Here is a 16,898-nt window from a genome sequence, read left to right on the forward strand (position 1 = left end):
AATTATGCTCCCGCACTCGATTTGTTTCTTTTACGCGCGTTTTTTCCCGGCCGCTTTGCCTTAGTCTTGCTGACGCTTTTCTTGGCTTTCTTCTTAGAAGTCAAAGTGGCAGCTTGTTTGGCTTTTTTAGCTTTGCCTTTGGGCGTGGTTTTCTTACTCTTTTTCGGTTTTTTCCCGTCACCTTTAACCGCTTTCGCGTCTTTATCGGCTTTGCTGTCTTTGCTGGCTTTGCCCGGGATCTTGCCGTCTTTCAGTTGTGCACGAACACTGTTAGCCGTGCTGTCTGTCGTTGTTTTTCGACGTCGTCTGGCATAGCGATCCGGCACCGCTTCTTCCGCCAGGGCCAGATTGATGCGCCGCTCATCCAGGCTCACGGAATTTACCACCACACTCAGCTTGTCACCGAGTCTGAATACGCTGCGACTGTGCTCACCAATCAGGCAATATTTGGCACCATCAAAATGGAAATATTCGTGACCCAGATTGCTGACATGGATCATACCATCGATTTGCAGCTCATCGAGTCGTACAAACAGACCAAAGTTAGTGACTGAGGAGATCACTCCGGTAAACTCATCACCTACATGATCCTGCATAAATTCGCACTTAAGCCAGTCTGCAACCTCGCGCGTGGCATCATCCGCGCGACGCTCGGTCATTGAACACTGTTCACCCAGCTGGTTGGCCTCATCACTCTCATAAACGTAGGCACCCGACACCTGCTGTCCCTGCTCCGCCAAAATCCCTTTGATGGCACGATGCACCACCAGATCCGGGTAACGACGAATGGGTGACGTAAAGTGTGCATAGGCTTTCAGGGCCAGGCCATAATGACCAATGTTATCTGGCTGGTACACTGCCTGCTTCATCGAACGCAATAGCATTGTCTGGATAAGCTCTCGCTCGGGACGCTCCCCCAAACCAGCCAGTGCTTCGGTGATCTCTAACGGAGTCGGCTCATGGCCAAGCGTGCTCTCGATCCCCAGATCTTGCAAAAATAACCTAAACTGGCTGAGTTTTTCCGGATCGGGCTGGTCATGCACCCGATACAAGGCACTCGCTTCATGTTTTTCCAGCAAGCGTGCGGCCGACACATTCGCCAGGATCATACATTCTTCGATCAGCTTGTGCGCGTCATTACGCACCACAGGGACGATCGACTCAATCTTACGATGGGCATTGAAAACAAAGCGGGTTTCCAGGGTTTCGAACTCAATGGCACCGCGGGCCTGTCGCTCAGATTTCAGTGCCATATACATCTGGTGCAATTCGCTGATATGCGGGTACAGTTCACTATACTGCTCACGCAATCCTTCATCGCCCTGCAACATCGCGTGGACTTTGGTGTAGGTCAGGCGGGCATGAGAATTCATAACGGCCTCATAAAACCGGTAACCGGACAAACGCCCCGCTTCGGACACCGTCATTTCGGCCACCATGCACAAGCGATCCACCTGTGGATTCAAAGAACACAGGCCATTGGACAACACTTTAGGCAGCATGGGGACCACCTGCTCAGGGAAATACACTGAGTTCCCCCGAGCAATAGCTTCCTTATCCAGTGCACTGCCTTTAGGTACATAGTGAGACACGTCAGCAATGGCAACCCACAGGCGCCAGCCGCCAGACTTTTTACGCTCGCAGTAAACTGCATCATCAAAATCCCGGGCATCTTCTCCGTCTATGGTGAGCAGCGGCAGTTCACGTAAATCGACCCGGCCAAGTTTATCGGGCTCGGCAACAAATTCGCCGTGTTCAGCGACCTGATCCAGCACCGCCTGTGGCCACTCATAGGGGATTTCATGATTGCGCAGCGCCACTTCAATCTCCATACCCGGCGCCATATGATCGCCAAGTACTTCTGTGACTTTACCCACTGCATTCATTTGCTTACTGGGGCTTTGCGTGATCTCCACCTGGACCATCTGATTATGACGGGCGCCATTTTCGCTGCCAGGTAAAATGATAATGTCCTGAGTAATGCGCGGGTCTTCGGGCACAACCACTGCCATGCCATGCTCAACAAAAAAGCGCCCCACCAGCGGTGCCCGTTCTTTTTCGAGCACGCGTACAATACGCGCATCCACTTTGCCACCAGAGCCACGGGAGCCCGCTTTCGCCAGCACCCAGTCACCGTGTAATACTCTGTCCATCTGATACTTAGTGATAAACCAGTCTTTGGCTTCCCCTTCTACTTCCAGAAAACCAAATCCGTCTCGGTGCCCGATGACACGCCCTTTTACCAGGCCGTCTTCGGTTGGGATCACGTAACATTTAAACTTATTGAAAAACAACTGACCGTCACGTTCCATAGCCCTCAGGCGACGTTTAAACGCGATTTGCCGCTCATCTTCAAAGACCTTAAGGTCCTGACAGAGCTGATTGAAGTTAGTCTTGTTATTGCTTTTCTGAATATGGTCAAGAATAAACTCGCGGCTGGGCACCGGGTTGTCGTATTTTTCTTGTTCTCGGCTGAGATAAGGATCCTGTTTAGACATTCACTGAGTATGTAGAGAAGTTATACCTGTATTCTAACTCAAATCCTGCCAATGGCCCACCTAACCTTGCGCTTTTTCAAGCACTCAGGCATTCATGCGCTGGTGGCAGGATTGCAGAGCCGAGGCACTTTGCTTTGCAAACTGATGCAACGCAGACCAGTCAATGTCGCGCTCCTGAGCCGCACGCCGTCTGGTCTGGTGTAATGCCTGACGCAGCGCATACAACCCTAACTGTTCAACTTCGTGCTCCAGTTGTAATAATTTCTCACGTAAAGACTCATCGGCTTGAATATCAGCCAGCCCCCGCAACTGAGCGAACTCGTAGTCCAGTCTGTCACTGAGGTACATTAAGCGAGAGGAAAATTCTGAGCGTTCGGTTGATTCACTTAACTGGCGCTCAACAAAGGCCAGGTCAACATAAGCCGCTTCTGTTGCAGCCAGACCACTATTGTTCTGTTGCACAATGCGCTCTAACGCCTGGCGCAATGCGTTGATACGCAATGGCTTTTCCAGGCAATCATAGATACCGGCCTGCTGATACGCCTGACGGGCTTGCTGATCCACATCGCCTGTCAGCGCCATAACAACCGCAGATGCCAGGGCTGGCAGCTGGTTACAGTTTGCCTGATACCACTCCAACCCATGGCCATCCGGCAAATGCATATCCAGCAATACCACATCAAAATGGCTGTGCGTCAGTTGTGCATGGGCCGCAGCAAGGTTCTCAACCAGGCAGTAAGAAAGGCCCAGATTATCGAGGTATCCGCGAACCACTTCCCGGTTCAGGTGGTTGTCTTCCACGACCAATACAGACACCTCCCCCAGGGACGTTGGTTTACTGTCTGCCACATCAAGTTGTTCAGCCAGTTCCGAATTGACCTGCATTTCAAAGAAGAATTCGCTGCCTTTATCAGGCTCGCTTTCGACTTCCAGGTCAACCCCCATGTTCTCTAACAGCTGCTTGCATAAAGCCAGACCCACCCCGGCACTGTCAGCAATAGCACGCGATGCCCCAAAGGTCACAAAGGGGTCAAACACTTTTTGTTGTTGAGCTGAGCTCAGTCCAATCCCGGTGTCTTTCACCGCAATGCGCAGCTGATGACGCGTCTGGCTAAGCGCATAGCCATAGACAATCAACTCCACCTCTCCACGCTCCGTATACTTGATGGCATTAGAGAGCAGATTCTTGATCACCAATGTAAAAGGGTCTTTGTCCAGCATCACCTGTAAATTGGTATCAATACCTTGCATTGTCAGCGTCAGCTTTAAGTGCTTTTTCTCAGCAAGCGGTCTGAAAAGCGTCATCAGCTCCTTAAGGTGATGTGCAAGATTGACTGGTTCAACGGTGGTGTTGGGCACAGTACCACGTGCCTGCAACAGAATTTGGTTGGCCAGATCGGACATCGACATGGATGTGGCAATAATCACATCACAAAACTGCGCATGCTGTTGTGGCTCGCGCGGCGCACGTTTAAGCAACTCGGCATGCCCGACAATGGCATTTAAAGGCGTTCTGAGTTCATGACTTAGTAAAGTCAGAAAGCGTTCTTTATGCTGTGCTGCCAGCTCGGCACGATGGCGTAACTCATGGAGCTCTTTCTCACGCCGCCCACTACACAATAAACATAACGAGAAACACAAGATCAGAGGCATGACAATCACGGACACAGAGAAGAACTGATTCACCCAATTATTCGTCGTCAGGCTATCGTGCTGAGTATAATGATGGAGCATCAGCACCCGCACAGTAAAGACTGCAAACAGGCACACACAGGATAAGGCGAAGGCCCAGTGCGCCGGAGAAAAACTCTGCCACTGACGCCGCTGGCCCAGCCAAAGTGCCCGCAGACATAAGAGCATACTCAGTGCCCAGCCAAGATAATTGAGTATTACGCGGGCGATGAAGTTGGCATCAATATAAGTGTAGTACAGGTAGCCAGGAAAGAAGATGGCGCCAAGTAACCACCAGGGCCAGCTTAGGCGCGGCACAGAAAAAAACGCTTCACTGCCCCGACTCAGGCAATACAAACCAATTAAGATCAGACTGTTTGGGATAAAAATGGTCCAGGTCACGGGCAAGGAAAAAGAAGCGATGAAAATACACCCCAGCGCAGTACAGAGTGAAAAGCCGGCCCATAATGCGGTACCCAGCAGGCGGCGATGAATGAACCAGTTGACCATCATAAACAACGCACACACGCACGAAGTTAAAGCCAGGATCTGTAAAAGTTGTTTAGGATCGCCCATACCGCATTAAACATCGTCAAAAAGAACTACTAGTATAGTATTAATTTTGTGCTCGCAGGAAGCAAAATCTAATCCACACGGCATTACACGAGATTACACCTAACCCTTTTATCCTATAAAGTGTCAATGAAATCAGGTTTTACACTGCATGAGTGTGTGCATTGTCCAGAGTATCGTGTTTTGTCATTGTGCTTTAGTGACATCTGTTTACCATGGTAAGCTGATGAAAAACATACCGAGTTCGCTATGCGCCCCGAACAATCCTCATTAGTTAATTTACACCTGGCTGTACTGCTGTTCGGTGGTACCGCGTTATTCTCTAAGTTAATCTCCCTCTCAGCGCTGGATATTACGGTCTATCGTACCGCCGTCGCTTTCATCACACTGGCATGTATACTCGCCTTCAAAGGCAGTGTATTTAAGCTCAATGCGGCGAAAGATTATGCCATAGTGGTGCTGCTGGGTATTTGCGTCGGACTGCACTGGGTGACGTATTTTGCCGCCATGCAAATGGCTGGTATAGCTGTGGGCGTGATTGCGTTTTTTACCTACCCAGTGATCACTGTTCTGCTTGAGCCGCTATTTTTCCGCAGTCGCCTGAAACGCAAAGATGTGTTTACAGCTATCGTGGTGATGTTGGGCATTTATTTGCTTGTGCCATCGAGCGATCCCGGAAACCAAGTCACGCTGGGTATACTCACTGGGGTCATTTCCGGGGTCTTATTTGCACTGCGAAATCTGTTGCAAAAAAAGTTGTTTTCCAGCTATGGCGGGCCACATACTATGTTTTATCAAACCCTGATAGCCGCCCTGATGCTGTGTGCTTTTGTTGAGGTTCCACCGACAGAATTAAGCACGGATAACCTCATTCTGATCGTACTGGCAGGCTGTGCCTTTACGGCGATCCCGCATGCGTTATTTGCGTCCAGTTTACGTTACTTATCAGCGACAACCGCAGGGCTGATTTCTTGCTTACAACCCTTGTACGCAACAGTGTTGGCTTATATGCTGTTGGCAGAAACCATAACTCTAACCACCCTGGCAGGGGGCGTCCTGGTTGTCAGTGCAGCCTGCTATGAAACGTGGTCGATCACAAGGAATAAGCTATGATCCAGGTTTTTGCACACCGAGGTGCCAGTGGAAACTATCCGGAAAACTCACTCAGCGCCATTCAGGCGGCACTGGAAGTGGGGGTCGACGGCGTAGAGCTCGATGTGCAAAGTTGCCTGGATGATTACGCCATTATTCATGATACCTGGCTGGATCGCACCACCAATGGGCGGGGTAAGGTCAATGAAACCAGTCGTGAGGCTTTGTCTCAGCTCAAGCTCAGTAATAACGAGCCTGTGCCTACACTGCAACAAGTGCTGGATACCATCGGCCAGCAAACCACGATAAATCTGGAGCTCAAACACACGTTCAGTCTGGATAAGTTTGTAGCAACCATAGAAGACAATGTGCAGCGTGGTGTGATAACCAGAAACCAGCTATTGCTGTCGTCATTTGACCACCACCAGTTGCTGTGGCTCAAACAGAAATTGCCCTGGGTAAGGATTGGCGCACTGACGGCGTCAATTCCGCTTACTTATGCGCAGTTTGCTCAGCAACTTCATGCACAAAGCATTCATATTGATAAAAACTTCATTAACCATGAGTTTGTTCAGGATGCCAAACAACGCGGCCTTAAAGTTCTGGCTTACACCGTCGATAAAGCCAAAGACATTGAATTAATGTTAGATTATGGTGTAGACGGCATATTCAGTAATTATCCTTGTTACGCCAAAATGGTGATCCAGCAGCTTAACCATTCGTCTCAGGCCAATTGACAGGGTAGACAACTCACCGGATTATGCCGCTGACTAAAATAATTTGCTTAACCTGTAAACAGTTGCACCTGCCGGGTTTACTCTATACTGTATGCTAAAAGGCACAGTGAAGAGCCAAATATGAGTTTATACATGCGCATATACAATTTGATCGAAGAATCTTTGTTCTTCACCCTCACCCGTAAGATTTTTGGCAATCTGGGGTTTTTATTAGTTTTTCAAATCATCACCTTGCTATGGCTACACGGTGAGCTGACTGAACACGGGGGATCTACCGGGATATTCTGGTTGCTTGCGTTGATCTCAGTCGGTGCGTTTATCTTCACCTTTTTCTATATGCGCTACCTCATTGTGCGGCCCGTGCAAGCCATGCGAGATACACTGGAACAGATCAATCGTCAGGACGGCGATCTGGATGCCAGACTGCCCCAATTTACCTACGACGAATTTCGCGACCTCAGTGAGCAATATAATACCTTTACGCAGCATCTGAGTGAGTTGCTGGCTGCCACCTATCAAAGTGCAGAGGCAGCCAATCGCAGCAATCAACAGGTTACCGACTCAATGAAGCAAACCGCCTTGCTGGGTGGCCAACAGATAGATCAAGGTGACACCATTATCGCTGCCAGCGATCAAGTCACACATAGCCTGCAAAGCATAGTGCACAATACCGACCAGGTGTATCAGGCCAATACCGAAAGCCTGCATTTTGTCCGCGGCTCGTCACAATCACTGGCCACTTTGGTCAAAGAAGTGCAGCAAATTACCCATCTGCTGGGTAGCTTTTCTTCAACCGTCGCAGGGTTAAAAGAGAACAGCGAAAATATTCGCAGCATTTTGAAAATGGTCGAAGAATTTTCCGATCAGACCAATCTGCTGGCGCTGAATGCCGCCATTGAAGCTGCTCGGGCTGGTGAAGCTGGCCGCGGCTTTGCGGTGGTGGCCGATGAAGTTCGCAACCTGTCGGTTAAGGTTAACGACGCGACCCGTCAGATCAGTGATTTTATCAACCAAATGGATGTGTTAGTGGGAGAAACGCATCAGGAGTCAGAACAGCTGATAGATCACTCCAGTTCCGCCGAGCAAGCCATTCGCACCACCTCACAGGGGTTTGCCGATATGTCTGAGGACTTTGAGCGTAACCAGTCACAACTCGAAGAAATCGTCAGTGCAGTGCATCAGCTGGAATCGACACAGCAACATACCCATGGCTCCGTACAACGGATTGTAGAGTTAGGACAGTCGGCCAAAGCACAGATAGATGCGGCCCTGGCGGACTGTCAGGACGCACAGCAACGCTCCACCAAGACGCAACAAGAGCTAAAACGTTTTGTGTAGGGCCAGCGCTCTGGCCCTGAAGAACACCTTTGGCTCAGGCTCTGTCTATATCAAACGCAATAACTTCTTTTAATTGCGTTTTACCAGTTGCCAGCATCACCAGGCGATCGACGCCCAACGCGACCCCGGCACAAGCAGGCAAACCTTGTGCTAATGCCGCCAAAAAGCGCGTGTCTTTGGCCACTGGTGCCAGCCCCATTGCCGTGCGCAGTGCGTTGTCCTCATCAAATCGGGCGCTCTGCTCAACCGCATCCGTCAGCTCATTAAAGCCATTGGCCAGCTCCATACCACGATAGTACAACTCAAACCGCCCCGCGACTCTCGGGTCGTCGGCGTTGAGCTGAGCCAGTGCAGCCTGAGTGGCCGGAAAGTGATAGACAAAGCACGGTGCCTGCTGGCCAATTAACGGCTCAATCTCCATACAGAACAGGAGTTGCAGCAGCGTATCGCGATGTTGCTCTTGTTCTGCAATGTGCTCATGGCCGCGCTGACAAGCCAGATGCCTGAGGTCATTCAGCGACGCTGTGAGCGGATCTATACCCAGATGCTGAATAAAGGCCTGCTGGTAGCTCAACGATTCGGCTTTGGGACAGCCCAAAATAGTTTGCATCAAGGCATCCACCTCAGCCATCAGTGCAAACTCATCATATCCGGGGCGGTACCACTCCAGCATAGTAAATTCAGGATTGTGGTGGCGACCTGACTCTTCATTACGAAAGGCTTTACCAATCTGGTAAATTGGTCCACTCCCTGCGGCCAGTAAGCGCTTCATGGCAAACTCTGGCGACGTCTGCAGATATAAAGGCGTACCCGCTGCATGACCGGGTCCGACAAACGTGGTCGAAAAAGTCGCAAGGTGAACATCCGTGACTGACGCCTGTGCCAGGCTTGGTGTTTCCACTTCTAACACATCACGTTCTGCAAAGAACATTCGGATTTTTGCCACGATCGCAGCACGCTGGCGTAAGGTATCTATGCTGGCACTGGGTGCCCATAAGCACTCAGATGCCGTGTCTGATATTGCATGACTCATAATGACTCCAGACAAAAAATCCCGGCTGCTGCCGGGATCCGTTTAACTATGTGCTTTAGCAGTTCACCTAATGCTTGGGCAAACTGATTGTAAAGCGGGTTGGGTTACTTAACCCGACTGACGTATTCACCGCTGCGCGTATCTACTTTGATCACTTCGCCAATTTGCACAAACAGAGGAACACGTACAACGGCTCCTGTGCTCAAAGTCGCAGGCTTACCACCTGTACCCGCAGTGTCACCTTTCAAACCAGGATCTGTTTCAGTGATCTCCAGTTCTACGAAGTTAGGTGGTGTCACAGCGATTGGGTTGCCATTCCACAGTGTGATGGTACATACATCGTTTTCAACCAGCCACTTCACGCTGTCGCCCAATGCTTTTTCATCGGCAGCGATCTGCTCGAAGGTCTCATTGTTCATAAAGTGCCAGAACTCGCCATCTGTATACAGATAAGCCAGATCTGTGTCCATGACGTCCGCACCTTCAACCGATTCGCCAGACTTAAAAGTTTTCTCTAAAACTTTACCTGAGATCAGCTTACGGATCTTAACGCGGTTAAACGCCTGGCCCTTACCGGGCTTGACCACTTCATTTTCCAGGATGGAGCAAGGCTCTCCATCGATCATAATTTTTAGGCCGCCCTTGAATTCGTTGGTGCTATAATTCGCCATCGTATCCTCTAATCTTTGTATTTCGAGTAATAAACCCGCTAATGATACAAATAAATGAAGTAAATTTGCATACTAACTGGCAAAAAGAATTGGCAAATGTCGTCACCAGTGCCGATGAACTACTCAAACTGGTCGGTCTGGAGGGCCACTTCAGCGAACAGGATTTAGCCGCTAAGCGCTTGTTTCCACTTAGGGTTCCACGTCCATTCATTGCAAAAATGCGCTATGGGGATGCTCAGGATCCACTGTTGCTGCAGGTGCTGCCTCAGCACCAGGAATTCTTGGCTAAAACCGGATTTAACAAAGATCCCCTCGACGAACAACAGGCTGCACTGCCTGGCTTGCTACATAAATACCGTTCCAGAGTGTTGTTGATGCTTAAAACCGGCTGCGCTGTTAACTGCCGCTATTGTTTTCGTCGACACTTTCCCTATCAGGATAACCAACTCAATAAGCGTACTTTACACACAGTCTTCGACTACCTGAAGGCGCATCCCGAGATTAATGAGGTCATTCTGAGTGGCGGAGATCCGCTGATGGCCAAAGACGACATGCTTGCCTGGCTGCTTGAGCACCTCGAAGCCATTCCACACCTCAGGCGCCTTAGAGTACACACACGCTTACCTGTGGTGATCCCGGCCAGAATCACAGACAGCTTATGCGATATACTGAGTCATAGTCGCCTGAAGCCCGTTCTGGTAAACCATATTAATCATGCCAATGAAATCGATGTACACTTTTCCGTGGCAATGCAAAAGCTCAAACGCGCCGGCGTGATGCTGTTAAATCAGGCGGTATTACTCAAAGGGATTAATGACAGCCTGATAGCTCAACAAGCACTGAGCGAAGCCTTGTTTGACGCGGACATAATGCCTTACTACCTGCACTTACTGGATAAAGTAGAAGGAGCGAGTCATTTTGACGTCACGGAACAAGAGGCCATTACGCTGATGCACGGATTACTGGATGCGTTGCCAGGCTTTTTGGTCCCCAAGCTGGTAAGAGAAATCGGCGGCCAACCTAGTAAGACGCCGATTGATTTGGGACTGAGCCCGACCTGATACCACACGCAAACAAAGGTTTGCGAATTCAGATTAGGCACAGCATATCAATGCCTACACGTAGACGTTGATATTATTGCCCATGGTGGCCGTGGTTGATTTTGCTGGAGCTGAATTTCCAGCAGACTCAATTAAGGCCAGGGCGGCTTGTCCATCTGCTTTTTGCTGTTTTTTGGCTAGTTGCGCGCTCATTACTTCGCCACTTTGCCCCGTCCCAGACATAGCAGGTAGGTTACTTCCGGATATATTCATAAGCTTATACCTGACAAGATTGATGGATCCAAGTACAATATCGGCCAGTTCACATAAGTCTTTAGGAAAAATATGCAGACCGTTATCGAAAAGCTGAATGAAAATCTAAAACTTGTTTACCGTCAAGCACTTGATGCCGATAAAAAATTAGACGAACTACAGCAACAAGGTCACGGAAAATTCCAGGCATTATTTGCCGAAGACGCCGGTTTTGACTTTGCTGCCAAGCGCTTCAAGCCTTACGTGCTGGATGTTGCCGCTGATGTCGAAGCGCTCAGCCAGTCAGAGCAATTAGACGAAGCGCAACTTAAAAAAGCGGTTTTTAAACTCCAACAGCTAATTCAGCTATTGGCAACATTTAAGTAGTGCGCGCCATCAAACACAGCCGGGTCAGCTAACCCGGCAATATGCCCTAATCCATGACTCAGAATTACCCCTTCAATTTGTCTGCGATTTCTTCTTTGTACCAAGTGCTTAACAGCCGCTTATCATAGTAAAACTCACTGTCTCGCCCGGTTCTCACCCGATCCATAAACGACAGGTCTTTAAGCACCATCTCCTCAGCCTGCGCGACCACGGTACCTGTGTTATCGGTCAGTGTGTAACTGATTTTCAGGCGTGGAAAGAAAATCGGCTTTACAATGCGAATATCATGCATGTTAAAACGTACATCGCCAGCTAAGTCAATATCATCAAAAGTAATATCAAGTTGGTAACCCTGTGGCGCATCCGTCATCAACTTGCCAAGGTGTTTCTCAAATTGAGAAGCGATCCGCTTGTGGTAACCCGCTTTGCTCTCATTGGCTGGCACCACATCACGATACTCTTTAAAATCCCGCCAGGTGACATTTGTTTCACCAGCCAGCGTAGTCAGAGGACTCAGGCAAACCAGCGTGATTGCATATAGATATTTCATGGTCTTCTCCTCATGGTTGCTCACCCATCTGCGGTCACATTAACCAAGCCGCATTCACTGTTTAATCATCTGCATTTTTTGCTGAACGCGCAATGAAAGGTAACATTTGACGACAAATTGATACCAATCCACTGACTTTAGCAGATTGATATCGACGCCCCATGCTATGCCTTCACCGAAATACGGTACAGTAACGCATATAAAACGGGCACAACACCTAATGTCAGTATAGTTGAAAACAGCAGGCCACCCATAATCGCCAGTGCCATCGGCTCCCACATTTCGCCGCCACCCAGATACAGTGGCACTAAACCCAATACGGTGGTTGCAGTGGTCAACAGAATTGGCCGCATCCGCTGTTGCGCAGCCTGAATAATGGCCAGTACCGGTTCGCCGCCCTGCTCTAACTCATACTTAATTCGCTCCAGTAACACAATTGCATTGTTGATCACTATGCCTGCCAAAGAGATGATCCCAAGCAGGGTCATAAAACCAAAGAAAGATTGCCCTACCAGTAGTCCGGCAACCACACCGATAAAGCCAAGCGGTACGGTCGTCAATACTATGGCTGACTTACGTAATGAATTAAACTGACCAACCAGCAGGATAACTATGATAAATACTGCAATGGGCATTTTCTCTGCAATGGACTGGTTGGCCTTACCTGACGACTCTGCTTCCCCCCCCAGTTCATAGCTGTAGCCAAATGGCCAGGTTTTTTGCTGCTCATTCAACCAGGGGATCAACTTAGAAAAGCCCTCGTCTGCGGTGATACCGTCCAGCTGAGCGCCCACAGTCACAGACTTGAGGCGGTCACGCCTGAGGATTTGTGCGTTTTCCCATACCACTTCGATATCTGCAACCTGCTTAAGTGGCACCGACTTACCCGATGCCTGGGAATAAACGACCATGGCTTCAAGTTTGCCAATGTCCTGTCTGTCAGCAGCCACAGAGCGCAGTGTCACCGGAATAAGTTCATCTCCCTCGCGATATCGCGTTAACTCCAGCCCACTGAGCCCGGTTTGCAATGAACTGGCAATATCCTTACTGGATACGCCAGCGCGCCGGGCACGAGTCTGATTGATTTTAATCTGCAACTTTTTAATGGGTAATCCCCAGTCATCACTCACAGCCTTTAACCCCTCAGTGTTACGCATCTGCGTTTTCAGCTCATTCACCAGCCCTGTCAGAACATGAATGTCATTACCAGACAGCCTCACTTCAACCGGGTTTTCTATGGGTGAGCCATTTTCGATTTTGCGCTGTTTGATAAGCAAATCGGGGTGTCGTTGCAGGGCATAAGTCTCTATCTTCTCCATTAATTCGTCGATATGACGATAAGAAGTTGTTGAGACTATCATCAAAGCATAATTCGAGCTGGTTGGTTCTGGCGTATGCGTTAACAAAAACCTCGGCCCGCCATTACCCACGTAACTTACCCAATTGGTAACCCCTTTTTCACGGCTCTCATTCACTTTGAGATCGCGAAGTAAGAACGCTTCCATGTCTTTGACCATAGCTTCCGTTGCACTCAGGCGCGTGCCAATCGGCAGCTCCAGCTCAACCTTAAAATAATCCCGATCAGACGGTGGGAAAAATAACTTAGGCACCAGCTGCAGGCCCTGTAGTGCAATGAAAAACATCAGGACACAGCCACCGACTGTCATCCAGCGATACTTAATCAGTCCCATCAGGATTTTCTTGTAGGTTAAGTACACCCCGCTGTCGTAATTGGCTGCCTCAGATTTTACTCGGGTAAACAGCACACAGAGCATAGGGATCATGGTCATTGCCAGCAACCAGGAGCACAGTAGCGTGATGGTAACCACTTTAAACAAAGACGCGGTGTACTCTCCTGTGGCTGATTCCGCCAGAAAAATAGGTAAAAATGCCGCCCCCGTTGTCAGTGAAGAAACCAGCAAAGGGACTTTCAACTCTTCAGCCGAGTCGACTGCGGCATCGACGGCAGACTTACCTCGCTCCATCTGCACCATAATGCTTTCTGACATCACAATACCGTTGTCCACCAGCATTCCTAACGCAATGATCAGTGCCGCCAGAGAAATTTGATCTATGCTGATGTCAAAAAACGACATAGCGAGTATGCCGAAAACCATACTCATCGGGATCAAGCTGGCCACAATCAAACCGGTTCTCAGTCCTAAGCTGAACAACATCACGATCGTGACTACCAGTACCGCCTGGATAAGATTTGATACAAAGTCATCGACTTTCTGTTCAACTTCTCGCGGTAAAAAAGACAATAGCTCGAAGTCGACACCTATCGGATACACAGACTCCAGATAATGAATTGCGTTGAGTACTTGCTCACCCAATAGCAAGTTATTACCGCCATGGCGCATTGAAATGGCAATGGTCATACCTTGTCTGTCAGCGACCCGTACCTTCACTTTGGCCGGATCCACATAATCTCGGTACACCCTGGCGATATCACTGAGCAAAATGACCTGCTCAGAGCCGGCGATATTAATAATGGTACCGGCAATGTCCTCTACCGACTCAAAATTACCGCTGGGTTCCAGTGCCAATGTTTCATCGTCAATAAAGATTGAGCCGCCCGGATTCACAATATTACGAGCTGCCAGTTGATCTTTCAGTTGCCCTGGCGAAATCCCCAGTGATGCCAGTTTGGCATTTTCGAATTCAATAAAGACGCGCTGTTCCTGGGCGCCAAAAATATCCACTTTGGCTGCTTCAGGGAGTCGTAACAGTTCATCTCTGACCTGTTCAGCCACTTCCTCCATTTCCCGATAGGAATACCCCTCAGCGGTCAGTCCTATGACAACCCCAAACACATCGCCAAATTCGTCATTCACTATGGGCTTTTGCGCGTCACTGGGGAGATCGTTTTCGACGGTTTCAATCTTGCGACGCAGATTGTCCCAGATTGGCCGCATTGCTTTGTAGCTTTCTTTGATGTTTACGCTAACGATCGAGACACCCGTTTTCGAGGTGCTTTTTACAAAATCCAGCTCTGGAATTTGTTGCACAACCTTTTCAATTTTATCGGTAACCAGCTCTTCGACTCGCTGTGGGCTTGCGCCGGGAAAGTAGGTAACAACCTGGGCTGTTCTGATGATGAATCCGGGGTCGTAATCTTTGGGCATTTTATTAAACGCCACTACACCAAAGAAGACCAAGGCAAAAATCAGAACCCACGTTGTGCGATTATTTTCTAACGCTAAACGGGTAATGTTCACTCACGACCTCCCTGGAATTTCACGACTTGCTGATCCGTCACTTTGCTCATACCAGCGGTGACCACATGAGCACCCGCAGTGACGCCGGAGATAACCGGAAAGCCCAGCGAAGATACTTCGCCGATCTGCACTGGCGTTTTACTTATTTTGCCTTTTCCTTCACCAAGTGATGATACCGTCCAGACATAATGCCCTTGTTCATCTTTCAACACTGTAGATAAGGGTAAATACAGGCGAGAACGCGCTTCGCTTGGTGCGCTGGCCATCACTTTTGCCGTCATGCCCGGCAAAATATTGTATCCGGGAGGAGGGAGCATCCCTAGTGTCACTTCGTAGGTTTTCGTCACCTCGTCAGCTTGTGTACTCACCTCGACAAACTCCAGTTCAAAGCGTTTACCCTCAATCGCAGCAAACTCTGCAAACACCTGCTTTGGCGTGTCTTTACTGACATGGATCATCAGGCTTTCCGGCACATTCACCTTCAAATTGATGTGCTCTATATCCTGTAATGTCGCCACCACTTGTTTGGCCTGTACTTCCTCAAACTGCTCCACATGTGTCCGTGCCACGATCCCCGAAAAAGACGCCTTCAGCTGTGTATACTCAAGGTTGTTTCTGGCATTGGCCAGCTTGGTTTTGGCGCTGGCAAACTGCGACTTCAGCAAGTCATAGTCAGACTGACTGATGGTGCCTGTTACAATCAACTGCTTACCACGCTCAAAATCGGCTTCTGCTTTCTCAAATGACGCCTGCGCTTCTTCCACTGCCAATTTATAGTCAGTATCATCCAGTTTCGCTATCACATCTCCTTTGGTGACTTCCTGGCCTTGTTTCACATTCAGGTGGGTTAGCTCACCAGATACTTTGAACGATAAATCAGCCGTGCTGGCTGCATCTACCACTGCCGGAAATTCCTGTAACGGTCCGAAATTATTAACACTGAGCTCAATGGTTCTGACTGGCCGCAATTGTGGCGCTTTGTCAGCCGTGGTCTGTTGTTCAGAACACGCGGACAGGTATGTCGTCATGGCAACGACTAAAAGGAAGGTGTGCTTTCTTATCATAGGTGATCACCGCTATATCATTTTTGATTTACTGATTGCTGTTACGAAGTTATCTATCCAGATATCGAGTACCGCTTTAACAGCTTGTGTATTTTCTTCGCCATTTTGCTTAAGAACTGATTCCACCTCTTTATGTGCAGACATCATCAGCACAGGTTCTGTGCTTTCGCCCAGGTAAAACATGCTTTCCAAAGACACTGAGGTCACAACTTCTGATTGCTCCGTTGCCATCAGATAGGCACTTTTGCCCGCACTATAAACCAGACGGATTGGAATAAAATCGCGTACTTCCATTGCTGTTTCCGTGAACTCAATTTGGGTAAACGCACCGCGAATCGTCAGTACGTCAGAATTGCGGCTCTGCGGTTGCTCAAGCACAACCCGATAATAGGGTGACAGCTTTTTCTGCAATTGGCTTTGCATATAGACACTTAATTTCGCTAAATGTCTTGGACTCAGTGCCATTTTTCTTTGTTCATCAAGTTGCAGCCAAATTTCAAAGTGAGGCAGGTAAATGGTACGCACCTTCTCCAGCGCACCGCTTTTAAGTAACTCCGATACGTACAGGGCTGTATCAGGGTATGTCTCTGAGGGTGCTAAACGCTGATAGTCAGGTAAAAACCCTGACTGGGTTGTCTTTTGAGTACTGCTACAGCCTGTCACGAACAGGGCCAGAAAAAACCATAAGATGATACAACGCATCGTCAAATCTCCATTTGATATTCAGTCCGCAATTCATACACCAGTTCAGTGCAACAGTCTGATCTAACG

At 49.0% G+C, this 16,898-nt stretch carries 14 protein-coding genes; 5 read left to right on the plus strand and 9 right to left on the minus strand.

All coding sequences use genetic code 11. The features are described 5' to 3' along the window. Positions 1-2 precede the first annotated feature (2 nt). Positions 3-2,498, minus strand: coding sequence for a ribonuclease R (rnr, locus tag ACXAH1_RS01195; protein ID WP_475193122.1), 2,496 nt, complete (start codon positions 2,496-2,498; stop codon positions 3-5). Between the two features lie 84 nt (positions 2,499-2,582). Next, positions 2,583-4,745 carry an ATP-binding protein gene (locus ACXAH1_RS01200; protein WP_475193125.1) on the minus strand — a complete coding sequence of 721 codons (2,163 nt, stop codon included), beginning with the start codon at positions 4,743-4,745 and terminating at the stop codon, positions 2,583-2,585. Between the two features lie 246 nt (positions 4,746-4,991). On the opposite strand from ACXAH1_RS01200, the gene ACXAH1_RS01205 reads away from it, so the two are divergent. From ACXAH1_RS01205 to ACXAH1_RS01215, 3 genes are all read left to right on the plus strand, one after another. Continuing rightward, entirely contained in the window at positions 4,992-5,855 is an 864-nt protein-coding gene (locus ACXAH1_RS01205; protein WP_475193127.1) for a DMT family transporter, read from the plus strand. Further along, complete coding sequence (locus ACXAH1_RS01210) at positions 5,852-6,571, plus strand: glycerophosphodiester phosphodiesterase (protein WP_475193130.1); 720 nt, start codon at positions 5,852-5,854, stop codon at positions 6,569-6,571. The genes ACXAH1_RS01205 and ACXAH1_RS01210 overlap by 4 nt, the downstream gene beginning before the upstream one ends. A 132-nt stretch (positions 6,572-6,703) precedes the next feature. Then, positions 6,704-7,909 (plus strand): methyl-accepting chemotaxis protein, encoded by a 1,206-nt coding sequence (locus ACXAH1_RS01215; RefSeq protein ID WP_475193132.1) that lies wholly within the window; start codon positions 6,704-6,706, stop codon positions 7,907-7,909. Positions 7,910-7,943: 34 nt separating this feature from the next. Here the strand turns inward: ACXAH1_RS01215 and epmA are convergent, their stop codons facing one another. Both epmA and efp read right to left on the minus strand, forming a co-directional pair. Further along, positions 7,944-8,942 (minus strand): elongation factor P--(R)-beta-lysine ligase, encoded by a 999-nt coding sequence (gene epmA / locus ACXAH1_RS01220; protein WP_475193136.1) that lies wholly within the window; start codon positions 8,940-8,942, stop codon positions 7,944-7,946. A gap of 104 nt (positions 8,943-9,046) precedes the next feature. Beyond that, positions 9,047-9,613 carry an elongation factor P gene (gene efp / locus ACXAH1_RS01225; protein WP_253046514.1) on the minus strand — a complete coding sequence of 189 codons (567 nt, stop codon included), beginning with the start codon at positions 9,611-9,613 and terminating at the stop codon, positions 9,047-9,049. 41 nt (positions 9,614-9,654) lie between these two features. Here efp and epmB point away from each other — a divergent pair, with 41 nt between their 5' ends. Beyond that, the gene (gene epmB / locus ACXAH1_RS01230) at positions 9,655-10,674 is read left to right on the plus strand and encodes an EF-P beta-lysylation protein EpmB (RefSeq protein WP_475193138.1); all 1,020 of its coding nucleotides are present in this window, start codon (positions 9,655-9,657) and stop codon (positions 10,672-10,674) included. A 54-nt stretch (positions 10,675-10,728) separates the two neighbouring features. On the opposite strand, the gene ACXAH1_RS01235 is transcribed toward epmB, so the two are convergent. Beyond that, positions 10,729-10,926 (minus strand): hypothetical protein, encoded by a 198-nt coding sequence (locus ACXAH1_RS01235; protein ID WP_040644570.1) that lies wholly within the window; start codon positions 10,924-10,926, stop codon positions 10,729-10,731. A 72-nt stretch (positions 10,927-10,998) separates the two neighbouring features. Here ACXAH1_RS01235 and ACXAH1_RS01240 point away from each other — a divergent pair, with 72 nt between their 5' ends. After that, positions 10,999-11,292 (plus strand): prephenate dehydrogenase, encoded by a 294-nt coding sequence (locus ACXAH1_RS01240; RefSeq protein ID WP_253046510.1) that lies wholly within the window; start codon positions 10,999-11,001, stop codon positions 11,290-11,292. Positions 11,293-11,356: 64 nt separating this feature from the next. Here the strand turns inward: ACXAH1_RS01240 and ACXAH1_RS01245 are convergent, their stop codons facing one another. From ACXAH1_RS01245 to ACXAH1_RS01260, 4 genes are all read right to left on the minus strand, one after another. Beyond that, a complete protein-coding gene (locus ACXAH1_RS01245; RefSeq protein ID WP_475193142.1) occupies positions 11,357-11,842 on the minus strand; it encodes a DUF3016 domain-containing protein in 486 nt (161 codons plus the stop codon). A 164-nt stretch (positions 11,843-12,006) separates the two neighbouring features. After that, positions 12,007-15,063 (minus strand): efflux RND transporter permease subunit, encoded by a 3,057-nt coding sequence (locus tag ACXAH1_RS01250; protein ID WP_475193143.1) that lies wholly within the window; start codon positions 15,061-15,063, stop codon positions 12,007-12,009. Beyond that, positions 15,060-16,127, minus strand: a complete 1,068-nt coding sequence (locus ACXAH1_RS01255) for an efflux RND transporter periplasmic adaptor subunit (protein WP_475193149.1) — start codon at positions 16,125-16,127, stop codon at positions 15,060-15,062. Before ACXAH1_RS01255 ends, ACXAH1_RS01250 begins: the two co-directional genes overlap by 4 nt. Before the next feature lie 12 nt (positions 16,128-16,139). After that, a complete protein-coding gene (locus ACXAH1_RS01260; protein ID WP_475193151.1) occupies positions 16,140-16,829 on the minus strand; it encodes a DUF3313 family protein in 690 nt (229 codons plus the stop codon). Between the last annotated feature and the right edge of the window lie 69 nt (positions 16,830-16,898).

It is taken from the genome of Pseudoalteromonas sp. AWH4_217, from assembly GCF_056161105.1.